The sequence below is a fragment of the Sorlinia euscelidii genome (genome assembly GCF_036452135.1).
Taxonomy (GTDB): Bacteria; Pseudomonadota; Alphaproteobacteria; order Acetobacterales; family Acetobacteraceae; genus Sorlinia; species Sorlinia euscelidii.
Genome location: NZ_JAWJZZ010000001.1, coordinates 491,307 through 512,277, shown reverse-complemented (window position 1 = coordinate 512,277; position 20,971 = coordinate 491,307). Strand labels below are relative to the sequence as shown.

Here is a 20,971-nt window from a genome sequence, read left to right as displayed (position 1 = left end):
ATTAACGGCGCGTGAGTTTATATTCCTGCGCCAGGGAATGTTGGATGATCTCGGCATGGGCACCATCGCGCGCCTCAATCATCACCTCCAATTCCGCTGACTGCACGGAGGGCTCGGCGAAGAGCCGCTGATGCGACACTTCAATGATATTCCCGCCTGCTTCGCTGATGCGTCGGGCGATATCGGCCAGCAGGCCGGGACGGTCAGGGATTTGCATATTGAGGAAAAGAATCCGTCCGTCGCGGCGTAAAGCCCTCAGGAGCGTATTTGCAAAAACACGCGTGCTGATATTGCCGCCTGTCACAGGCAACCCGACGCGTTTCCCCTTAAAGATTTCAGCATATTTCACGACGGCCGCCAACGCGGCGGCGCCCGCACCTTCAGAAACGACACGTGCCTGTTCGGCGAGGGTCGCCACGGCGGCTTCAACCTCCAGCTCTGAAACAATCAGCACACGGTCAAGTAGGGGCTGCACCGTTTCCAGACACCGCGCACCCAGCTTCAGGACGGCCATGCCTTCAGCAATCGTTGAGCCGCCCATTGCCGGCGTTTCTTCGGGGAAGCTGGCGAGGGAGGCATAACTTTCCACCTGCACGCCGATGATCCGCGTTTGAGGACTCATGGCCTTCGTCACAATGGCGGAACCACTCAGCAGCCCGCCTCCGCCAATCGGCAGGACAATGTAATCGAGGGGTGGGGCGTCCTCCAGCAATTCAATGGCGAACGTTCCCTGACCCGCCATCACCGCCAGGTCATTAAAGGGATGGACAAGCACACGTCCCTCCCGTTCAAGAATCTTTTCGGCAATCAGGGAGGCTTCAGCGAAATCCTCCCCTTCCGCGACGATCTTCGCCCCCCATTTCCGGGTGCGTTCAATTTTCGCCGAGGGTGTGTGACGGGGCATGACAATGGTGGCGTCAATGCCGAGGAGATGCGCATGGCGAGCGACACCTTGCGCATGATTGCCCGCGGAAACGGCAATAACCCCCCGCGCGCGTTCAGCTTCCGACAGGAGCGCCAATTTGTTGGCGGCTCCACGTTCCTTGAAAGATGAGATGGCCTGCAGATTCTCAAGCTTCAGCCAGATTTCCGTGCCGAGCCGTTTCGAAAGTGCCTCACACGGCACTGTCGGTGAGCGCAGAATACGACGCTGGATGCGCTCATGGGCCGCGCGAACGTCATCAAACGTCAGATTCGTCATGTAACTTTCTCAGGTCCGATCAGCGGATCGTCTTATTTATAAGTGACGGAAAGAACCTCATAAGTGCGGTCACCACCCGGCGCGGGGACGCTGACGCTGTCACCGACGGATTTGCCGATCAATGCCTTGGCAAGCGGGGAGGAAATTGAAATACGCGCCTGTTTGATATCCGCCTCATGCGCGCCGACAATCTGATACAGGCTTTCTTTTTCAGTCTCTTCATCGACAAGCTGGACGTGCGCACCGAATTTTACGGTGTCACCGGAGAGGGAGGCCGGGTCAATGACCTCTGCGGAGGAAATAAGGTCCTCCAGTTCCAGGATGCGGCCTTCGATGAAAGATTGACGTTCCCGCGCAGCGTGATATTCCGCGTTTTCGGAAAGGTCACCATGCGAGCGTGCTTCAGCAATCGCACGGATGACGGCGGGTCGATCTTCACTTTTAAGGCGGCGAAGCTCATCTTCAAGACGTGTCAGCCCGCCGGCCGTCATCGGAATTTTCTGCACGTTGTTTCCCCAAGTCTTTCCTGCGCACAAGATGCCGTGCGTGCGCCTCGTCTAAAAACGCGAAGTTTAAACCCCTTTTATCACCTCTGCAATCATGTCGCCAGAGATAGGGGACAAGCGGGGATTGCCGGATGAAGAGGGCCGGGCCTCACGGACCCGGCCCCAAATGGCGGCATCCCCTCAAAATTTCGTTCAAAAGGATCGCCGGAAATAAGATTGCAGCGGCGATACTTCCAGCGCGCCATCCCGCATGGCGGAGATGGCGTAAATCGCGGCGCGCGCTCCGGCGAGGGTGGTGAAATGCGGCACACCGCCCAGCAGGGAGGAGCGGCGAATGTCGAAACTATCCCGCACAGCCTGTGCACCCGTCACCGTATTGATCACCATCTGGACCTCACCGGAGCGAATCGCGTCGACGCAATGAGGGCGGCCTTCAAGCACCTTGTTAACGCGCCGGACCGTGATACCGGATTCCTCAAGCCGATCCGCCGTGCCCCGCGTCGCCATGATCTGAAAGCCCATATCAATCAATTTGCGACCCAAAGCTTGAATCTGAGGTTTGTGACCGTCCCGCACGGAAAGAAACACCGTGCCTTCCTTCGGGAGGACAACCCCCGCCGCAAGCTGGGCTTTGGCAAAGGCGCGCTCAAAGCTGCTATCCAGCCCGATGACCTCACCGGTGGAACGCATTTCCGGCCCCAGGATCGTGTCCGTATCGGCAAAACGATGGAAGGGAAACACCGCCTCCTTAACCGCCACATGTGGTGCGATGGCGTCACCATCCAGCTTGAATTCGGAAAGCTTCCGGCCAGCCATGACCAGCGCACCAATTTTCGCAATCGGCACACCTGTCGCTTTGGCGACGAAGGGGGCCGTCCGGGAGGCGCGGGGATTCACCTCCAGAACGAAAACTTCATTATCCTTGATGGCATATTGCACGTTCATCAGGCCAATAATGCCCAATTCACGCGCCATGGCCTCCGTCTGGCTGCGCAATTCCGTCACGATGGAGGGGGGCAGGGTGTAAGGGGGGATTGAACAAGCGGAGTCACCTGAATGGATTCCTGCCTCCTCAATATGTTCCATCACCCCGGCAACATAAACGTCATGACCGTCTGAGATGCAGTCTACATCCGCTTCAATCGCGTCATTGAGGTAATGATCCAGCAGGATCGGCCCGGAGGAGACTTCCCGGCCGGCAAGCATGAGCGTGCTGAGGAGGTAACGTTGCAGGCCATTCGGGTCATGCACGATTTCCATGGCGCGCCCGCCCAGAACATAGGAAGGGCGCACGACGACGGGATAACCGACTTTCTCAGCGATAGCCTCCGCCTCACCCGGGTTGCGGGCAATGCCGTTTTCCGGCTGGCGCAGACCCAGTTTGCGTAGAAGCGCCTGGAAGCGCTCACGATCCTCCGCGCGGTCAATGGCATCGGCCGGTGTGCCGAGGAGGGGAATGCCCGCTTTTTCCAACGCGGCGGAAAGTTTGAGCGGAGTCTGGCCACCATATTGGACGATACAGCCCAGAACCTCGCCCTTTTCCTGCTCACGGCGGATCAGGGCGATGACGTCTTCATCGGTCAGAGGCTCAAAATAAAGGCGATCTGACGTGTCATAATCCGTGGAGACCGTCTCCGGGTTACAATTGACCATGATGGTCTCAAACCCGGCCTCACGCAACGCATAGGCGGCATGGACGCAGCAATAATCAAATTCGATGCCTTGGCCGATCCGGTTCGGTCCGCCGCCCAATATGACGATTTTCCGACTCTCTGTCGGCGCGCTTTCACAGATTGGCGTGCCGAACCCACCTTCATAACTGCTGTAAAGATAGGGGGTGGAGGAGGCGAATTCTCCCGCGCATGTATCGATGCGGCGATAAGCAGGTTGCACATCCAGCCGCGCCCGCAGATCGGCGACGGCTTCGGGCGTCATATCGCTCAGCTGGGCGAGCTGCCGATCCGAAAACCCCATCGCTTTAATCTGACGCAGGGCAAGGGGGGAACGGGGCAGGCCAGTTTCACGAATATGCTGCTCGGCCTCGATAATGGTTTGCAATTGCTCCAGAAACCACGGCTCAAACCGACAGGCATGATGGATGTCGCTGATGGACAGGCCCGCACGCAAAGCCTGCGCGGCCATGAGGATGCGTTCCGGTCGCGGTTCGGAAAGGGCCGCGCGATAGGCATCGTGGGAGCCATCGCCGGGCGGCTCAATCGGGTCGAGACCGGTCAGCCCGGTTTCCATCGACCGCAGACCTTTCTGCAGGGCCTCGGTAAAGCAGCGCCCGACGGACATGGCCTCCCCCACTGACTTCATGGAGGTGGAAAGCAGGGCCGGGGCGCCGGGGAATTTTTCAAAAGTGAAACGCGGGATTTTGACAACGACGTAATCAATCGTCGGCTCGAAACTTGCCGGGGTCGTGCCGGTAATGTCGTTCCTTAATTCGTCGAGCGTGTAGCCGATCGCGAGTTTAGCGGCGATTTTCGCAATCGGGAAACCGGTCGCTTTGGAGGCGAGAGCGGAAGAACGTGAGACGCGTGGGTTCATCTCAATGACGACCATGCGCCCATCCACCGGGTTGACGCCGAACTGCACGTTGGACCCGCCCGTTTCCACGCCAATTTTGCGCAGACAGGCGATGGAAGCATCCCGCATTCGCTGGAATTCTTTGTCCGTCAGCGTCAAAGCGGGGGCGACGGTGATGGAGTCGCCTGTATGGACACCCATCGGGTCGATATTTTCGATGGAACAGACGATGATGCAGTTATCCGCTTTGTCGCGGACCACCTCCATCTCAAATTCCTTCCAGCCAAGGACGGACTCTTCAATCAGGACTTCCGTCGTGGGGGAGGCATCCAGCCCGCCCGAGACAATATGGTCAAATTCCTCACGATTATAGGCAATCCCACCGCCTGCGCCGCCCATGGTGAAAGAGGGGCGGATGATCGCGGGCAGGCCGACAATATCCAGCGCCGAGCGTGCTTCCTCCAGCGTGTGCGCGATGGCGCTGCGCGGGCTCTCCACGCCGATTTCATTCATGGCCTCACGGAATTTCTGGCGGTCTTCCGCGCGGTCAATGACATCCGCATCCGCGCCGATCAAAGCGACGCCGTGTTTTTTCAGAAAACCTGACCGGTCGAGGGCCATGGCGACATTCAGCGCCGTTTGCCCACCCATGGTCGGCAGAAGCGCATCGGGTTTTTCCTTGAGAATGATGCGCTCGACAAATTCCGGTGTGATCGGCTCCACATAGGTCGCATTGGCGAGGCCCGGATCGGTCATGATCGTCGCGGGGTTGGAGTTGATCAGAATGACGCGATAACCCTCCTCACGCAGCGCCTTACAAGCCTGCGTGCCGGAATAATCGAACTCACAGGCCTGCCCGATCACAATAGGGCCGGCGCCGATGATGAGGATGGACGCGATATCAGTTCTTTTCGGCATAATCAGGCGGCCTTCTTATTCATCAGCGCAACAAAGCGTTCAAAAAGGTAGAAGCTATCAGAGGGGCCGGGGCTGGCCTCAGGGTGATACTGGACGGAAAAAGCAGGGTAGGTCCGGCTTTCAATCCCTTCATTCGAGCCGTCAAAGAGGCTCGTATGCGTCACGATGACATCCTCCGGCAGGCTTTGCTCATCAACCGCAAAACCGTGATTCTGGCTCGTAATTTCGACTTTACCTGTGGTCAGCTCCTTGACAGGCTGGTTGGCGCCGCGATGGCCCTGCTCCAGCTTATAAGTCCGCGCACCGAGGGCCTGGGCCAGAAGCTGATGCCCCAGGCAGATCCCGAAGATCGGCACGGCTGATTTAAGGAGCGCCTTGATGACCGGCACCGCATACGTCCCGGTGGCCGCCGGGTCCCCCGGACCATTGGACAGGAAAATACCTTCTGGATTATACATCATGATCTCTTCGGCTGAGCTGGTCGCCGGCACAACCGTGACCTCACAACCTGCCGAGACGAGGCAGCGCAGAATATTCAGCTTGGCCCCATAATCAATCGCGACGACCCTTTTCAGCGGGCCGGAGGGCGGCGCGCCCCCCCAGACGGGCTCCGTCCACTTATGAGCCTGCGCGCAGGTCACCGCTTTGGCAAGGTCCATCCCTTCGAGGCCCGGCCATGAGCGCACCTCCGCCAAAAGCGACTCTATCGGAAATATGCCATCCTGAGGGTAGAAGATACCAGCAGATTGCGGGCCTTTCTCGCGCAGAAGGTGCGTGATGAAGCGTGTATCGATTCCGGAAAGCCCGGTCAGGCCCTGGGCCTGCATCCAATCCGCAAGGGGGGCGGTCGCGCGCCAGTTGGCCGGGCTGGTAATGTCCTGCTTGACGATGACACCGCGTGCAGCCACGCGCCGTGCTTCGTCATCCTCTGCATTCGTCCCGACATTGCCGATATGCGGGAAGGTGAAGGTGACGAGTTGGCCCGCATAAGACGGGTCCGTCAATGTCTCCTGATAGCCGGACATGCCGGTGCAGAAGCAGATTTCCCCGATGGCCGCCTGCGTCGTGTGGGCGCCAAAGCCCCGACCCCACAGGATCGTGCCGTCGGCAAGCAGAAGCACAGCCGTTGCGCCATGGGGGCGGCCTGTTTCATCGAGAGATGCTGAGGGACTGGCATCGGTGAGATCTTCCATGGAAATACCGGGAAGTTGCAGAAGTGCAGGCCAGTGCTTGGCTGGAATGGTGCGGGATTGACGCCATTTACGCACCGCTTCCGGCCCGACATTCGTCAACTCGGCCAATTGATCTGCCCCGCCAAGTTTTTTGATCAGGAGGTCGACATCCATGGCGCATTCCCTTTTTACATCTGCATCCGCACCCCTTTATATAATGAGGTGGAACGGGATTGGGAAGTTTTTTCCCATCCGGTGCGGGCTGCAAAAACATGGGAAATTTATTCCCTCGACGATGCTTCTGGGTTATGCCCATGGAGAATATGTAAAAGAATGGCTGGATGGGAGGCCGAAATATGTCGCTACGAGACCGGATTAATGAGGACCTTAAAACCGCCATGAAGGCGCGAGACATGACGCGGGTTGCGCAGCTTCGTGCCATAACCAGCCGGTTCAAGGATCTCGATATCGAATTGCGGGCCAAAGACGCGGAATTGGATGAGGGGACGATGCTGTCGGCGCTGCGCTCCATGATCAAATCCCGGCGTGAATCGGCTGCGCTTTATCGGCAGGGTGACCGGCCCGAACTGGCGGAGAAGGAAGAGGCGGAGATTACGGCAATTGAGCATTATCTGCCGCCGCCGCTGAGCGATGCTGAACTTGACGTTATTGTGCAGAAAGCGCTGGCGGAGACGGGCGCAGATTCCGTTAGGGACCTTAAAAACGTCATGAGCTGGTTGCGGTCACATTACGGTGCACAGCTCGATATGGGGAAAATGAGCGGCATAGTGAAGGCGAAGCTGGGGTGAGCGCGTTATGCCATGAGGCAAATTGAGTCAGCGTGATGCCGCGTTACCTCGCAGGAAGGTATGCACGGCGTGACGTTGCGGGGGAAAATTCATGTCAGGCTCTGAGACATAATGGCGCTCGTTTTCGAGCCTAAATTTCTTGATGATATCAGGGACGCCATCCCGTTGCGCAGCGTCATCGGGCGTCGCACGAAACTGGAGCGCTCCGGCAATCAATGGAAAGCGTGCTGCCCTTTCCATGGGGAAAAGACACCTTCCTTCCATATTTATGATGATCACTTCCATTGTTATGGCTGTGGCGTGCATGGTGATGTTTTCAGTTTCGTCATGCAGAGTGAGGGGCTTTCCTTCCCCGAAGCGGTCGCAGCCCTGGCGGCGGAGGCTGGGCTCGACATGCCGAAACCAGATGCGGGTGCGATTGAAAGATCAGAGGAATCCACCCGCCTAAGGGATATTCTGTCCGAGGCCGCGCAATTTTACCGCAAGGCTTTGACGGGCCATTCAGCGCATCATGCGCGGGCCTATCTGCAGGCGCGCAGTTTAACGCCGGCCACGATCGATTATTTTGGGTTGGGCTGGGCGGATGCGGATCATGGCGCACTCATCCGTCATCTCAAGAAAGCGGGTCATACCGAAAAGGACATTTTCAAAGCCGGGCTTTTAAGGACGGAGAAGGGCGGGGCCGCTTTTTTCTCCCGCATCATCTTCCCGATCCATGACCGGCGCGGCGCGGTGATTTCGTTCGGCGGCCGCGCGATGGGGGAGGCGCAGCCGAAATATGTGAATGGGGCGGAAACGCCACTTTTCTCCAAAAAACGCACTTTATATAATCTTCATAATGCGCGTCAGGCGGTCCTGAAGGACAAGAAGGACCTTCTGGTCGTCGAAGGCTATATGGATGTGATCGCCCTGTCCCAGGCTGGTTTCACGGCGGGCGTCGCGCCGCTGGGGACGGCTGTGACCGCCGAGCAGATTGAACTGATGTGGCGGGAGTCGTCGTCGCCGATCATCTGTCTGGATGGCGATGCGGCGGGCAGCCGGGCTTCCCTGCGCGTGGCTGAACTCGCCCTTCCCATGCTGCGCGCCGACAGGACGCTTCGTTTCTGCCGATTGCCTCAGGGGGAGGATCCGGACAGTCTGATCAAAAATCACGGGCCGGACGCGATGCGGGAAGTGCTTGCCCGGTCTCATTCCCTTCACGATGAGATTTTCATGCTGCTGCGACAGGGATGTGATGGCCGGGTGCCGGAGCAACGGGCTGCGCTGCGACAGCGTCTCGATGCCGCGGCGGAGAAGATTTCTGATAAGACGCTGGGTTATGAATATCGTCGGTCATGGCGTGATAAGGTTTTCGAAAGTTTTCGCAGGGCGCCGACTTCAGGCCACGCCCGGACAAAAAATCTCGCCGCCAGGACGATTGATCTGCCGGTCAATTTTGCTGTGCGGCAAGGTAATGCGGCGCGTCTCGATATTTTGACGGAGATACTCCTTCGTCACCCCGCATTGCTGGACGATGTTGAGCAGGCTTACAGCGCATTGGATTTGCCGCCGGACCTTGCCCTCCTGAGGGAAGGGCTCCTCGAGTTCCATGCTGAGCGGCGTCATCTGACGGGCGAAGCATCGACCTCCCCGATTGCCTGGTTTGAAGCTGAGAGCGAAACGCATGAGGCGATGGCTCGATGTGCCCGGCTTGGACATGCATTACTGGATAAATATGATGCCCGTGCCCTCTCACGCCATGAAAATGACGACTCCCTGCTTACCATCAACGCGCCGGAGCGATGGTGGCACTTTTATGGGCTTGTCAATTTCCCCGCTTTCAGTCAGGAAGTGTCACGGGATGTGGCGGCAGCCCTGAACGACACAACGCTGGAAACCTTTCCCGATGCGCTCAAAGCGCGGCTTTCCGTGCTAGAGCGTCTCAAAGCGGGGGAGCCCCCGGATGATGTCTGACCGCCAATGTCAAACCAACTCTCTTTGATCATCAAAGAGGTTTCGCCGCGTTTTATTTAAACTTATAATGCGGAACATTCCTCGTAGCCCTTGACTTCAAGGCTCGGATAGCCCACCTGCACGCTGCCAAGGTTGCGGGTGAATCGCATATCACGGAGAAAAGACTGGACCTGCCGCACGTGTCGCATTGCGCTGTGCGGCGGGCGTAGCGCTTTTTCTAAGGTTTGGGGACCGCGGATCTGATGGCGAAGGCGGGATATGGGAGTATCGAATGGCGACGAAAACAGCCAGCACGGCCGAGAGAGTTCAGGATCAGGACAACGATAATAACGTTCTTGATACTCTGCCTGCGTCTGTCAAGAGGCTGATCGCCAAAGGGCGCGAGCGTGGGCACATCACGTTTGATGAACTCAACACCGTCCTCCCGCAAGAGCAGATGTCGTCCGAGCAGATTGAGGACGTCATGGCCAACCTGTCGGAAATGGGCATTCAGGTCGTCGATAATGAAGAAAGCGACGATTCTGAGGAAGCCGAAACCCAGGTTGAAGAGCAGGACGAGTCTGAGGAAGCTGAAGAAGCACAGACGGGCAATGTCAGTGAAAGTGCGGGCCGCACGGATGACCCGGTGCGGATGTATCTGCGCGAGATGGGGGCGGTGGAGCTCCTCTCCCGCGAGGGGGAGATCGCCATTGCCAAACGTATTGAGGCGGGTCGGGATGAAATGATTGGCGGGCTGTGTGAAAGCCCCCTGACATTCCGCGCTATCATCTCATGGCATGACCGCCTCAAAGCGGGCGAAATGCTTCTCCGTGAAATTGTTGATCTGGAAGCAAGCCAGACGGATGACGGACCAACAGAGGAAACGGGCGCCGAAGATAAAGAGAGCGGCGCTGACGATGAGGACGATACGGAAGAGGCGCTCGATGAAAATGGCGGCGGCGAGGAAACGGGCGAGGGGGACGGCGCTGGCCTGTCCCTTTCCGCCCTTGAGGAAAAGCTGAAGCCGGAGATCCTCGCGACATTTGAGGCGATTGAGCCGCTTTATCATCATCTGCGCAGCCTCCAGGTTGACCGCATTGAGAACATGACCCGGGGTGAGGCGATTTCCTCCAAGCAGGAAAAAGAATATGAGGAAGTCCGCCACAGGCTCGTGTCAATGGTTGAGCAGATCAGACTTCATAATAATGGCATTGAGGAACTGGTGACGCATCTGAAGTCGCAATTCCAGCGCCTCAATAGCCTTGAGGGGCAGATGCTGCGCCTTGCGGAAAGCTGTCGCGTGACGCGCGACGATTTCCTCGCCAAATATCGCGGGCGGGAGCTTGACCCGAACTGGCTTGACACCGTCTCCGCCCTCTCCTCGAAAGCTTGGAAAAACCTGACCACGCGCCATTATGCACGCATTGCCGAACTGCGCGCGCAGGTGGCGGAGCTGTCGCATCATACCGGCCTGCCCGTCAGTGAGTTCCGCCGGGTTTACGCTGTTGTTTCACGCGGGGAGCGCGACACGACGCGCGCCAAGAAAGAAATGATCGAGGCTAATTTGCGCCTCGTCATTTCAATCGCGAAGAAATACACCAATCGCGGGCTGCAATTTCTGGATCTTATCCAGGAAGGCAATATCGGCCTGATGAAGGCCGTCGATAAATTTGAATATCGCCGCGGCTATAAATTTTCCACCTACGCGACCTGGTGGATCCGTCAGGCCATCACGCGTTCGATCGCGGACCAGGCGCGGACGATCCGCATCCCGGTCCATATGATTGAAACAATCAATAAGCTCGTCCGCACGTCACGCCAGATGCTGCATGAAATCGGGCGTGAGCCAGCCCCGGAGGAACTTGCCGAAAAACTGGGTATGCCGCTTGAGAAGGTGCGGAAAGTCCTTAAAATCGCGAAAGAGCCGATTTCCCTCGAAACGCCTATTGGTGATGAGGAGGACAGCCATCTCGGCGATTTCATTGAGGATAAGACAGCGGTCATCCCGCTGGATGCGGCCATCCAGACCAACCTGCGCGAGGCGACCACGCGCGTGCTCGCATCTCTTACCCCGCGTGAGGAGCGTGTCCTGCGGATGCGCTTCGGTATCGGGATGAATACGGACCACACGCTTGAAGAAGTGGGGCAGCAATTTAACGTGACACGTGAGCGCATTCGACAGATTGAGGCGAAAGCGTTGCGCAAATTGAAGCATCCCAGCCGCAGCCGAAAGTTGCGGTCTTTCCTCGAAGATAATTGACTTCACGGTTAGGCAGAAAGCGCGACATTCCATTCATGGAAGTCGCGTTTTTTTTTGTCTTTTTGTGACAATGTGGCGGGCATTCTTCCGCCGGTCGGTCGAGAGTGCCGCAATTGTGATTGAGCTATCGCGACAATCAACGCCGATCATGGCGGCATCGTTGGATGCTGGTCCGTTCACGATGCGTCGAAACCCTCAAATTTAATGAAACTTTAAAAGCTTTAACGGCTTCAAGTTTTATTAACGATGGGTCTCTGCAGGCAGGGCCTCGTCAGCCGTCGAAGCTGCGTTTCCGATGACAATGACGAACGTGCGCCGAGGTGACGCGTGCTCCTTTTCTGAGAGGGGGGCAAACATTGTTCGGACGGGCTCTGATGAAATGAAGATTAAGCTTCACAGGGGGATCTCGGCAATCTCGGGCAGAGCTGAGATGCTAAGCGCGCCCGCCGCACCGCCTGCCGTCAAAATGCGCCCCTCCTTACCGCGATGGGCGACCTCTTCAAGTCGCTTACCGAAGCGCGTCTCCCCAAGTGGAGGGGGCGGGGCGTCTCAAGTAAAGCCAGGGAGACTAAAATAGAATTCAATAAAAAAAATATTAATAACCTCGGTAATAGGAGGTCGTGAATTGTGGGTTTACTGGCAGAGCAACCGTGTAAACCTTATTTTAAATAATTTGTCTCTCACATTAACCTAACGGGATAGTAGAATAACGCAGAATATCGGTGATGCGACACTAATGTGGAGCGGGCGATGGCGGCAAGGTCGCTTCGTTCCCGCTATTTCAGATGACAATGAAATTGATCTGAATATCTACACCCACAAATGGTGGCGCTTTGGTTCTGAAGGATCTTAAAGTGGCGCAGAAAGATACAGGGAAGTCGAAAAAAACGGTTGGTGCGCGCGCGCAGGACGCGTCAGCGTTCCCGCCTGGCCGTACGCCGGATAAGACGACTTCTGATAGCGCGCCCTCCTCAGTGGATCGATCCATGGATGACGGCACGAAATTGCCGCAGATCCCCCGGGCGCCGCGCCGAACGACGTGGCCGCGTCGTCAGGGGAACAGACACAGCGCACTGATGATGGAATTTCAGAAAATCGCGATGCAGAGCCGGACCATGTTAAGGAGGTCGATGACGCGTTGACGGTTTCTCGTCGGCTCAATGCGGTCAATATGTCTTTGACAGCGCGGAATGCCGATCCGCTGCCCGCCGGCAAAATGACGTGGGACGGCGTGAAAAAGTGGTATTCCAATACGGGCGTGCTGACGGTTGGTTTGAGCGGGCGCATTGATCAGGCTTGTCTCGATTCTGACTCCGGGATCAATAAAATGACCTGGTCGTTTTGGCCATTCACATTTTCGGCGAAAGCGCAGGCGTGGAAGTGGATCAATAAAGCGCTGGGCTCGGACGTTCCTGAAGACACGAATTTTACTTTTATCCCCGCTATTGTCGACACCAAAGCTGAGTTTAAAAGCGACACTATAGTATCTGTCCCGGTATTACTCGCCAATAAGGCTGGCAAGGATGATCCCAGGGTCGATATTCTCACCGGCGATCAAGGCTCGGTTGAACTCAGCGGACAGATCATTTTCGGAAGTGGCTTCCTCAACGTTTATATTACGTCCGGCACGCTGACGATTGATCGTGCTTTTGTCATCACGGGTGATTTCTATATCCAGCCAAAAGGCTCCTATAATTTCAAAGGGCAGGAACCTGACACGACGGCTTCAGCTGCGGGGCGAAGCGTTAAGGAAGCTGACGTTCATTACGATAATGGCAATGCGGACGGGCACAAGCTTTGGGCGCAGGTGCTGAATGGTTCCACCGTTTATCTTGAGGGTGGTTCAGCCACAACGAGTGATACGGGCGTCGTTGTGCTCAATTCCGGTGCGCGTCTCAAAATTGACGTCGAGAGCGTCATGTCCGGCAATTATATTATCGGGTGGGATAATAATTCGGTTGATGCCAATGCCCGGTTTGTCCTGTCGAGCGGCGCCAAGGTTGTGGCCTCCACCAATGTTGACCTTGGAAAATTCGGTTACTCGGGCGATGGAAATCTGGTCATCACCGGTAATTATTGGAATGGCTCGTCGTGGCAGACATCCGCCGTTAAATTCTCAGACGGCGCCACCATTGGCAATCTGACGATTGGCTATAATCCCTTTTTCGACCAGGGTATCGGCAGCGCGCAGACGGTTTTGGGTGATGCGTCTCTCAAAAACCTCCATGCACGTTACGGTGCCACGGCGGCGCTTTCCGGAACCGTCAAGCTCAGCGGTAGCTTTTTGATTGGTGGCGGTGACAAGTCAACCGGCGAAGTTGATCTGGCAAAAGACGCGACGATCTCGAGGCCCGACAAAAATGAAAAGGGGAATGTCGAGATCGTTAACAGTCTCGGCGTCCTGAAGCTCGAAGACTCGGTCAAGATGAACGTCCCGTTGAAAATGGATGACGGGACCGTCACATGTGGCGACAGCGACTATTTCAGCGATGTTGATATGCTCGGGGGCACTTTACCTGCGGCAAAAATGACAGTTTCGGCTCCCTGACCATTTCCGGCGGTACATTTGACGGAACACCGAGCGCCGCCGCCGATAACATCCTTACCGTGGATAAGCTCAGTCTGACAGGTGGGCTGCTCAAAGCCGGATACGCTCATTTTACGGGCAAAACCGCCATCAGTGGCGGCACATTATCGGCGACGTCCCTGAAGTGCGACAGCGCATTGGATGTGTCGGGCAAAGGCGCCGTCAAGCTTTCAGGTGGCACGCTGGCTGGCGTTACTATCAATAGTAGCGGCGATAACACCATCGGGGCCAGCTTCACCTCGCTGCAACTTTCTTCCGACAATTCCGGCACGACGACCCTTACCGGCACAAAACTCCCGACCGTCACCGTCGCTGGCGGGACGCTGAAATTCTCGGCGCAGGATGTTGCCGTCACAACGCTGACAGTTTCAGGGGGGCATGTCGCCAGTGACCATAATGTGACTGTCGATAAGCTCGCCGTCACGAACGGTGATGTCAAATGCGCCACCCTGAAAGTGAGTCAGAGCTTTAGCATCAGCAGCGGTACTGTCACGGCTGACACAATCAATTACACGGCGGACACGCTCGCGATCACGGGTTCCGGCGCGGTTAATCTTTCAGGTGGCGTCCTTAAAGCGGTGACGGTCAACAGCTCCGCTGACAGCACGCTCGGCGCGGATATTACCAACCTCACGCTGCAAACTGGAGATACGGGCACAGTCACGCTGACGGGCGGAATGATTTCGACAATCACGCAGCAGGATGGCAATTTAAACGTGACTAAAACGGTCACGGTCAGGACGCTCGATCTCTCCGGCGGTAAAACGACGATTTCCGGCACGCTCGCCCTGAGTGAGTCCACCGTGACGATTGGGAAGGACGCGAATGTCACGTTGGATGGCGGCACGCTGACCTTCAGTCATGCCGGCACATATGACATGGATGGCGCGTTCAACGTGTCCAAAAATGGCGGCAAGATTGATCTGGGCGGGTCACTTGCCGAGTTCAACATCAAGAATGGCTTTGATGTCAAAGGCGCCCTCGATATCGAGGGCAGCGGTGTCGTCAGCTTATATGGCAATGTCACCGGTTCTGATGATGCGGATATCATTACCGTTCATGCTGGCACGACATTGAAGATCATGAAGGATGCGGTCATCACGCCGAAAATCCATCTGGAAGCTGGCGGCCACGTTTCAGTTGAAGATACCGCCAGCGCAACGGCGACAGTGGTCTGCAGTGACGATGCGTCGCAGAAGGGCGGCGTCCTTCACTTTGCGGATGACGGTTCGTCGGGTCTGATCAAACACATCAATGTCACGATTGAAAATTTCAAGGACGGTGTGCAGCTGGATTTCGACGCGCTGCATGAAAATGGCGCTACTTTCGAGAGAGCTTATTTCCTCGATGGCAAAATTCACGTTCTCTACAAAGAAAAAAATCAGACGACGAGCGAAGTCGAGGAGCATGAGATCATCCTCGAGCATGTCTCAGGGAAAAATCTTTACAATAATGAAGCTTTGAATGCGAGCGTGCTCCCCGATGGGACAATGACGTGGGATAACGCGCGTAAATGGTATATCCATTGGAGCGCTCTCACGATCAAATTGAGTGGACGTATCGATCAAAAGTGCCTTGACTCCGACCAAAATGGAGATAGTGGCGGCATCAATAAAATGTATTGGAGCACGTTTGGCTGGCATGCCTACGCAAAGATTCAGGCGTGGGAAGAGGTCAATAAGGTGCTTGGGACATCTTACGATACATCGACCAATTTCGATTTCCTGCCCATCGTCAGGCAAATTGACGTTAGTTATTCCAATCAGATGAGCACGGATATGATCGTGCCCATCCTGGTGGCGTCAGGATCAGCCTCAGTTAACCCGATTATTAATATCGACGTTTCCAGCGCATATTCAGTTACGTTGAGCGGGCAGATTATTTACGGCGCAGGCTTCCTGAATGTTTACATCACCTCGGGCACGCTTTCCATCAGTCATGCTTTTTCCATCAAAGGTGATTTTTATATCAAAAAGGACGGCGTCTACCATTTTTCCGGCGGCAAGCCCGACACGTCATTCTCGGCTGCCGGGTGCTCTGTCAAAGAGGCAGACGTCCAATATTACAATGATAATGCCGGTGAGAACAAACTCTGGGCGCAGGTCCTCGACGGTTCAACCGTTTACATGCAAGGTGGACGCGCTGAGACGGGTGAATCCGGCGTTATTGTTCTCAATTCGCAGGCCCGTCTGGAAATTGATGTTGAGAGCACGTTATCCGGCAATTATGTGATCGGCTGGGATTACAACACGGTCAAAGTCGCGGCAAAATTCATATTGGACAGCGATGCGAAAGTTGTGGCGTCCGCAGCGATCGACCTGGGTAAGTATGGTTTTTCCGGCGATGGACATGTGGCCGTCTCTGGTAATTATTGGGATGGCGGCTCAAGTAGCTGGAAAACCTCTACGATCTCATTCTCTGATGGGGCATCAATCGGGAATCTCACAGTCGGGTATAACCCGTATTATGATCAGGGTCTCGGTAGCTCTAAAACCACCTTCGGAAATACCACACGCACAAATGACCAGCCGCGTTTCGGCGGGCTTGGCACCCTCGCGGGGTCGATTACGCTGACAGGTGTCATTTCCATCGGTGGGGGTGACGACGTCACTGGCGAGGTTGATCTAGCGAAGGGCGCCAAGATCTCGAGGCCCGACGGTAATGAGACGGGGAGCTTTGACGTCGCTAACAGTCTGGGCATCCTGAAACTCGCCGACTCTGTGACGCTCAACGTCCCGCTTATCGTGGAAGATGGGAAGGTCACTTGCGGGGTCAGCGATATCATTTCATCCCTGACCCTCTCAGGTGGCACGTTCACGGCAACATCCGGCACCTCCGAACTCACGCAGTTAGTGGTCGCTTCCCTGACGCAATCCGGCGGCTCTTTCGATGGCTCATGGGTAAAAATTTCTGGCGATGCGACGGTCAGTGGTGGAAATTTCTCAGTTTCACACCTGACAATTGGCGGCGCCCTGGCCGTCTCCGGCAGTGGTGCGATCAAGATTCTGGACGGTAGTCTGGGCGATGTGACCATTTCCAGCTCCGGCGATAGCAGCATCAGTGCGCCTTTCACATCGCTCGCGCTGCTCAAAGATAATGCCGGCACGACGACGCTGGATAAGAGCTCACTCTCGACGATATCAGTTGCCGGCGGCACGCTGAAACTGACGGCGGATAGCGTGAAGGTGACAAGTTTGACTGTCTCCGGCGGTGATGTCGTTGATATCAAAAAGTCAATCACCGTCGACACGCTTAATGTTTCCGGCGGGACACTCACTTTTGACGGGCTGACGGTGACAACCAAATTTACCGTCTCGGGTGGTTCCGTCACCGTCAATACCATCAGCTACACAAAAGATGTTCTGGCAATCTCCGGTTCAGGCCACGTCGACCTGAAGAAAGGGACGCTGGGGGCCGTCACGGTCAACAGCTCCGCCGATAGCACCTTTGGCACGGATATGACGAGCCTGACGCTGCTTAAGGGTGACACAGGCACGGTCACGCTGAATGGCGGCACGATTGACAAAGTGACGCAGGCAGATGGCACGATCAGTGTCACAGATTCGGTGACCGTCAAAGCGCTTGACCTGACTGGCGGCACAACTGAAATCTCCGGCACGCTGACATTTGATGGCACATCGCTGACGGCGGATACCGGCGCGTCCATCGCGTTCGATGGTGGTTCGCTCATCCTGAAACAAAGTGGCAGTTTCGACATTGAGAGCAGTGTCTCCGTTTCAGCTAACGGCGGCACGATTGATTTCGGCAAATCAAATGCGGAATTGGACTTTAATAACGGCATGTCCGTGAAGGGTGTGCTGAATCTGAAAGGTGACGGCGTCGTCAAATTGTCCGGGACGATTACGGGTGGCCTTGCAAGCAACGTGATTAATGTCGGCGCGGGCACGACATTGATGGTCATGAAAGACGCTGATATCTCGCCCGTCATCAAAGTTGGTGCGCTTGGGGTCGTGAAGTTTGAAGATGGCTCTCAATGTTCCGCCACGGTTGAAATCAGCGATGAAGCCGCCAAAATGGGCTGCACCATCAGCTTTGAAGAAGCGTTCGACGCGACGCAGATGGACACGCACATCAAGGTCGGGATCAAGAATTTCGGCGACGGCGTCAAGCTCGACCTTAAGGGCCTGACTCTCAAGGGCGTGACGATCACGGAGGCTTATTACAAGGCCGGTAAAATTCACTTCATCTATGATTATGTCGCACCGCCTGAAAATCGCGGCGTTCCCCGGCATCATGAACTTATTCTCGACCAGGTCTCCGGCCCCACCCTCAAAGATGATGAGGTCTTGACGATCAGCGCTGACCCGGATGGCGGGACGGAGATTGAGACGTGCTTTTTAAGTGGCACGCGGATTTACACGCCTGAAGGCTGGCGTCTGGTTGAGGATCTGTTACCTGGCGACGCTGTGATCACGTATGAGGATGGCGCGGAAGTTGCGACGGCTGTTCGCTGGGTGGGTTCGGGCGATGTGACGTGCCGGATGGATGTTCCTGGCGACCTTGCGGGCTACGCTGTGCGTATTGTCAAGGATGCTTTTGGGCCTGGTGCGCCTTTTGAGGATGTTCTGGTGACGTCGGAACATTGTGTTTTTGTGGATGGCGGGCTGATCCCTGTGCGTATGCTGGTCAATGGGGGCAGCATTGCCTATGAGCGTGAGATGCCGACATATCGTTTTCATCATATTGAGACGGAGAAGCACGCGATCATCAGTGCGGCGGGGCTGCATATGGAGACCTATCTGGATACGGGCAACCGGGCGCGTTTCAGCGCGGGGCGTGGCGTTGTGGGCTTGCGGCCGAAGACGGTGTCTGAGCTTGCGGCCCCGTTATATGTGACGCGTGGGCAGGTGGAGCCTGTGAGTACGCGCCTTGCCGGGCTTGAGGTGTGCCGTGAGCGGCTTCTGGCATTGCCTGAGGGGGCGCGGTCTGAGGCCTGTGTGACGATGGATGCGGGACTTCACCTTTTAATGCCCGATGGTGGGGCGCTGTGGCCTGTTTCGCATCGTGAGGGGGGGTATGTCTTCAACCTGCCGAAGGGTGTGGATGCGGTGTGCCTTGTCAGCCGGGCGAGCCGGCCTTGTGATGTGATTGGTCCTTATGTGGATGACCGGCGGATGCTGGGCGTGCTGGTGGGGGCGGTGCATCTGATCGGGCCGCAGCACATCACCGAACTCACGCATCATTTCACCGATGATGCCCCAGGGTGGCATGGTGTCGAGCATCCCGCCGCAAGGTGGACAGATGGTTGCGCCGTCTTGAAATTGCCTGCCTCTGAGGAACGTGGCAACTTCGATTTTTCCCTGCATATTCAGTTATTGCAGGAGGGACCTTACTTGATTGTCCCTAAGGCGGATGTGACCCGGCAGGAAATCGCTGCGGCCTGACATCAGCCAAAGAGATCGAGAAAAATGAGCGGCCCCGTGCGGAAAGCATTGGGGCCGTTTTTTCATGAACAGGGTGCAACCGGGCCAACCATGATTTACCTTGCTTTATCGGTCTGAATGTGGTTTACGCAACCTCTTCCCTGCCGGGCGACGGCATCGCAGCGGCTATACCCATAATCCTGGGGAAAGGATGTCACCGCCATCACGGCGTGATCGGGTTGAAGCAATCCAAAGGGAGTTACAATGCCATTATATGAAAGCGTGCTGATTGCACGTAACGATATTTCTCAGGCGCAGGTCGAGGGAATTGTTGAACAGATCGAGAAGCTGCTGACTGAAGGCGGTGGGTCGATCGAAAAACGCGAATTCTGGGGCCTGCGCAGCCTCGCTTACCGCATCAAGAAAAACCGTAAGGGGCATTATGTCCTGCTCGGCCTCAATGCACAGCCCGAACTGATTCGGGAACTGGAGCGTCAGCTGAGCCTCAATGAGGACGTATTGCGCGTCCTGACCCTGCGTGTCGATGCGATTGACCCGGCCCCATCGCCGATCCTGTCGCGCAAAAGTGAGGATCGCGGGGGTGATCGTGGCGGCTTCCGTGCCGGTGGCAACAAGCCGTCAGGGCGCTTTGAAAGCGGACGCGGCGGCCGTCGCGGCGATGACCGTGAAGAATATCGCGCGCGTGAAAACGCCGACATGGATGCGGAGTAAGCCTCATGACAGACACAACAAATGAAGTGAATCCCGCAGCGCGTCGTATGGCCGTCGGGGCGCGTCGTCCTTTTTACCGGCGTCGCAAATCCTGTCCGTTCTCCGGCAAAAATGCGCCGAAGATCGACTATAAGGATGTGCGCCTGTTGAGCCGCTATCTTTCCGAGCGCGGCAAAATTGTGCCGAGCCGCATCACGGCGGTTTCCGCCAAGAAGCAGCGTGAACTCGCCCAGGCGATCAAGCGCGCGCGCTTTCTGGCGCTTCTGCCTTATGTCATGAGCTGAGGGGCACATCATGTCACAAATTGAATTGATCCTCCTCGAGCGTGTTGCGCATCTCGGCCAGATGGGCGATGTCGTGCGCGTCAAGCCTGGTTATGCACGCAATTTCCTGCTGCCGAAGGGCAAGGCCCTGCGCGCGAATGAGACAAACCGCAAGCGTTTTGAAACGGACCGCGCGCAGCTTGAGGCGCTGAACCTCAAAAAGCGTGAAGAGGCGGAACGTCTCGCTGAGCGTATGGACGGTTTGGCGGTCGTCATCATCCGCCAGGCTGGTGACAGTGGCAGCCTTTACGGTTCGGTCACCTCGCGCGATATTGCGGAGGCGATTACCGTGTCTGGTCTGACGGTTGAGCGTACGCAGGTTGTGCTGCCGCATCCGATCAAATTGCTGGGACTCGTGGCTGTGCAGGTTGTGCTCCATCCGGAAGTCACGATTTCCGTCACGGTCAATGTTGCGCGGTCTGAGGAAGAGGCTGAGCGTCAGGCGAAAGGCGAAGTCATCGGGCCTGACCATGATGACGTTGAAGAGCCGGAAGTGCACGCGGAAGAAGGTGAAGTGGTTGCCGAGGCGGAAGCCACGGAAGAGGTCAGCGACGTTTCTGAAAGCTGATCACATCACTATTATGACTTTATGGAAAACCCGGCGATCTCTTTCGCCGG

The 20,971-nt window shown here is 56.4% G+C and carries 12 protein-coding genes; 8 read left to right on the top strand and 4 right to left on the bottom strand.

Features of this window, described 5'->3' with window-relative positions:
- Position 1: 1 nt before the first annotated feature.
- From CGLAMM_RS02330 to carA, 4 genes are all read right to left on the bottom strand, one after another.
- Positions 2 to 1,201, bottom strand: a complete 1,200-nt coding sequence (locus tag CGLAMM_RS02330; protein ID WP_418115297.1) for a threonine ammonia-lyase — start codon at positions 1,199 to 1,201, stop codon at positions 2 to 4.
- A gap of 32 nt (positions 1,202 to 1,233) precedes the next feature.
- Complete coding sequence (gene greA / locus CGLAMM_RS02325) at positions 1,234 to 1,707, bottom strand: transcription elongation factor GreA (RefSeq protein ID WP_319806213.1); 474 nt, start codon at positions 1,705 to 1,707, stop codon at positions 1,234 to 1,236.
- Positions 1,708 to 1,899: 192 nt separating this feature from the next.
- The gene (carB, locus tag CGLAMM_RS02320; protein WP_394819499.1) at positions 1,900 to 5,154 is read right to left on the bottom strand and encodes a carbamoyl-phosphate synthase large subunit; all 3,255 of its coding nucleotides are present in this window, start codon (positions 5,152 to 5,154) and stop codon (positions 1,900 to 1,902) included.
- Positions 5,155 to 5,156: 2 nt separating this feature from the next.
- Positions 5,157 to 6,500: a glutamine-hydrolyzing carbamoyl-phosphate synthase small subunit gene (gene carA / locus CGLAMM_RS02315; protein ID WP_394819500.1), complete on the bottom strand. Its 1,344-nt coding sequence runs from the start codon at positions 6,498 to 6,500 to the stop codon at positions 5,157 to 5,159.
- A 182-nt stretch (positions 6,501 to 6,682) separates the two neighbouring features.
- Between carA and CGLAMM_RS02310 the strand changes: the two genes are divergently transcribed.
- The 8 genes from CGLAMM_RS02310 (at position 6,683) to rplI (ending at position 20,921) form a co-directional block, all read left to right on the top strand.
- A complete protein-coding gene (locus CGLAMM_RS02310; RefSeq protein WP_394819501.1) occupies positions 6,683 to 7,135 on the top strand; it encodes a GatB/YqeY domain-containing protein in 453 nt (150 codons plus the stop codon).
- Positions 7,136 to 7,246: 111 nt separating this feature from the next.
- Positions 7,247 to 9,088: a DNA primase gene (gene dnaG / locus CGLAMM_RS02305; protein WP_394819502.1), complete on the top strand. Its 1,842-nt coding sequence runs from the start codon at positions 7,247 to 7,249 to the stop codon at positions 9,086 to 9,088.
- 271 nt (positions 9,089 to 9,359) lie between these two features.
- The gene (rpoD, locus tag CGLAMM_RS02300) at positions 9,360 to 11,327 is read left to right on the top strand and encodes an RNA polymerase sigma factor RpoD (RefSeq protein ID WP_394819503.1); all 1,968 of its coding nucleotides are present in this window, start codon (positions 9,360 to 9,362) and stop codon (positions 11,325 to 11,327) included.
- A 1,138-nt stretch (positions 11,328 to 12,465) separates the two neighbouring features.
- Positions 12,466 to 13,875, top strand: coding sequence for a hypothetical protein (locus CGLAMM_RS02295; RefSeq protein WP_418115296.1), 1,410 nt, complete (start codon positions 12,466 to 12,468; stop codon positions 13,873 to 13,875).
- Between the two features lie 59 nt (positions 13,876 to 13,934).
- Positions 13,935 to 19,319: a Hint domain-containing protein gene (locus CGLAMM_RS02290; RefSeq protein WP_418115295.1), complete on the top strand. Its 5,385-nt coding sequence runs from the start codon at positions 13,935 to 13,937 to the stop codon at positions 19,317 to 19,319.
- A 243-nt stretch (positions 19,320 to 19,562) separates the two neighbouring features.
- Entirely contained in the window at positions 19,563 to 20,030 is a 468-nt protein-coding gene (gene rpsF, locus CGLAMM_RS02285) for a 30S ribosomal protein S6 (RefSeq protein ID WP_394819505.1), read from the top strand.
- A 5-nt stretch (positions 20,031 to 20,035) separates the two neighbouring features.
- Positions 20,036 to 20,314, top strand: a complete 279-nt coding sequence (gene rpsR / locus CGLAMM_RS02280; protein ID WP_319806205.1) for a 30S ribosomal protein S18 — start codon at positions 20,036 to 20,038, stop codon at positions 20,312 to 20,314.
- A 10-nt stretch (positions 20,315 to 20,324) separates the two neighbouring features.
- On the top strand, positions 20,325 to 20,921 hold the full coding sequence (gene rplI, locus CGLAMM_RS02275; protein WP_394819506.1) for a 50S ribosomal protein L9: 597 nt from the start codon (positions 20,325 to 20,327) through the stop codon (positions 20,919 to 20,921).
- Positions 20,922 to 20,971: the final 50 nt, after the last annotated feature.

What these genes read in the sequence shown, in the direction of transcription:
- carB (WP_394819499.1), bottom strand. Translation starts at nt 5,154, where the DNA reads ATGCCGAAAAGAACTGATATCGCGTCCATCCTCATCATCGGCGCCGGC.
- dnaG (WP_394819502.1), top strand. Translation starts at nt 7,247, where the DNA reads ATGGCGCTCGTTTTCGAGCCTAAATTTCTTGATGATATCAGGGACGCC.
- CGLAMM_RS02310 (WP_394819501.1), top strand. Translation starts at nt 6,683, where the DNA reads ATGTCGCTACGAGACCGGATTAATGAGGACCTTAAAACCGCCATGAAG.
- rplI (WP_394819506.1), top strand. Translation starts at nt 20,325, where the DNA reads ATGTCACAAATTGAATTGATCCTCCTCGAGCGTGTTGCGCATCTCGGC.
- rpsR (WP_319806205.1), top strand. Translation starts at nt 20,036, where the DNA reads ATGACAGACACAACAAATGAAGTGAATCCCGCAGCGCGTCGTATGGCC.
- carA (WP_394819500.1), bottom strand. Translation starts at nt 6,500, where the DNA reads ATGGATGTCGACCTCCTGATCAAAAAACTTGGCGGGGCAGATCAATTG.
- CGLAMM_RS02330 (WP_418115297.1), bottom strand. Translation starts at nt 1,201, where the DNA reads ATGACGAATCTGACGTTTGATGACGTTCGCGCGGCCCATGAGCGCATC.
- rpoD (WP_394819503.1), top strand. Translation starts at nt 9,360, where the DNA reads ATGGCGACGAAAACAGCCAGCACGGCCGAGAGAGTTCAGGATCAGGAC.
- rpsF (WP_394819505.1), top strand. Translation starts at nt 19,563, where the DNA reads ATGCCATTATATGAAAGCGTGCTGATTGCACGTAACGATATTTCTCAG.